The sequence below is a fragment of the Enterococcus sp. 3H8_DIV0648 genome, from assembly GCF_002140655.1.
In the GTDB taxonomy this organism is placed as follows: Bacteria; Bacillota; Bacilli; order Lactobacillales; family Enterococcaceae; genus Enterococcus_A; species Enterococcus_A hulanensis.
The window spans coordinates 1-1,923 of sequence record NZ_NGLG01000016.1 but is presented as its reverse complement, the minus strand read 5'-3'; the positions used below and the strand labels follow the sequence as shown (position 1 = coordinate 1,923).

Here is a 1,923-nt window from a genome sequence, read left to right as displayed (position 1 = left end):
AATTGAAAACACTCAAATGCGCAAACACTGGAATCGTGAATTTGGATGTCAGCAAGAACACAGAACTAATAGAGTTAGATTGTAGTAATGGATTCATAGAACAATTGAATCTAGCAAATAATAAAAAATTGACCCACCTTTACTGTCAATCAAATATACTCTTAAAGCCTGTCTCTTATACACATCTAGATGTGTATAAGAGAGTAGTAATGGATTCATAGAACAATTGAATCTAGCAAATAATAAAAAATTGACCCACCTTTACTGTCAATCAAATATCTGTCTCTTATTCACATCTAGATGTGTATAAGAGAGTAGTAATGGATTCATAGAACAATTGAATCTAGCAAATAATAAAAAATTGACCCACCTTTACTGCTGTCTCTTATACACATCTAGATGTGTATAAGAGACAGGTGATTGGTTCGGTGAAATCACCGTCATTTTGTTTTGCTAGATATTCCCTGATTGCACCAGTCGTGATGATTTTTCCATAAGGGATTTTTTTGATCAATGCATCATAATTCCGCGGGGGTGCAAAGTACATTTTTGTTCCGCCTTAGCGTTTGATCTTTGCCTCAGCCGTGACGATCTGCATCTTCAGCATGTCCTTGTCTTCCTTCAGCAGAGCATTGAAACCCTTTTGATCCTGAGGGCCACCTCCTAACATCTTAATAAGCTAGTCATTACGCGCGCAATTCCTATTACTAGTGTACCGAGTATAAAAACATCCTGCAATGAGACAGTTTATTTTTTATTTAGAATAGTCGGCACATTTTTAGCCAGTTTTTTTGTCGTTGATACGATTAGAAATTCTTCGATAGCGGACAAACTTCCACAGACCAAAAGAATGATGAAAAAGGTGCGAATGGAAATCGGCTCTTTTGCATTTTAATCGAGTATTTAGAAAGAAATCATGATTTTCTGTTTTCGAGAACTCATTTTAGATTTTTTTCAAGGGAAATGTAGATAAGTTGTTGCTTAGAATTTTTAAGTAAGACTTTTCAAGAATACGCTAATATACAAAATTCTCCCGTGTCTACAAGGTTATGATGCTCTCAAATAATAATAAACATTATTTTGTTGATAAATAAATTTGAATATAATCTCCTCTTTACACTCTACCCTGTCTCTTATACACATGTAGATGTGTATAAGAGACAGGTTCAAGTGACATAAAAAAAGTGAATGCAACTTTTGATAAGTATGCTTTCAATGAAATAATTTATGATTTACCATTTACTAAAAAAGAACAAGAGGTTGTAAAAGAGCTATTAGAAGCCGATGGAAAACCTGTTCCGAGAGAGCAACTGTGCAAGGTTGTCTTTAATAAGTCTGATACAAACTCAGCTAAATCCCAATTATCAAGTATGGTAAAGAAAATTAAGATAAAGCTATCTGAAGAGAAAATGGATTATGTTTGTCTTAAAACTGTTTGGGGATCGGGATATCAACTTATCTTTCGAAAATAAGACTGTTCGAATGAAACAATGACTAGTTGTCTAAGAGCTAATATCTCTTTTAGATATTTCAAACTGAGTATTAAAGAACTCTTATACACATCTAGATGTGTATAAGAGGCTTATCAAAAGATATTAATGATTTGCATCAAGCAAAATGTTTAAAAAAAATTAAAAACCGTCTTCATAAAAAAAAAACGGCTATAACTCACACATTGCTTCTTCGTAATTTTCAACATAATAACGGAAATTTTTTCTTCCGCGGCGAATGATCGTGTGGCCTTCAGCGTCAAGCTTTTCTCACTGGGCTTCCACGCCGCCGGGGTATTTTGGATTGATCTCACCTTTATTTTTTAGCGTTCGCCAGTAAGGCGTCAAGTCTGTATCACGCCTGTCTCTTATACACATCTAGATGTGTATAAGAGACAGATATGTAATGGTTTAGCCTATTTGGTAGGTATCT

2 protein-coding genes are annotated in these 1,923 nt (G+C 34.4%); one reads left to right on the top strand and one right to left on the bottom strand.

The window, feature by feature from the left end:
• Positions 1-385 precede the first annotated feature (385 nt).
• Positions 386-547, bottom strand: coding sequence for a hypothetical protein (locus tag A5875_RS24260; RefSeq protein WP_254911934.1), 162 nt, complete (start codon positions 545-547; stop codon positions 386-388).
• Positions 548-1,184: 637 nt separating this feature from the next.
• On the opposite strand from A5875_RS24260, the gene A5875_RS23045 reads away from it, so the two are divergent.
• Positions 1,185-1,472 carry a helix-turn-helix domain-containing protein gene (locus A5875_RS23045; protein ID WP_176244798.1) on the top strand — a complete coding sequence of 96 codons (288 nt, stop codon included), beginning with the start codon at positions 1,185-1,187 and terminating at the stop codon, positions 1,470-1,472.
• Positions 1,473-1,923: the final 451 nt, after the last annotated feature.

Coding starts and splice junctions, on each gene's coding strand:
- A5875_RS24260 (WP_254911934.1), bottom strand. CDS start 547: ATGTACTTTGCACCCCCGCGGAATTATGATGCATTGATCAAAAAAATC.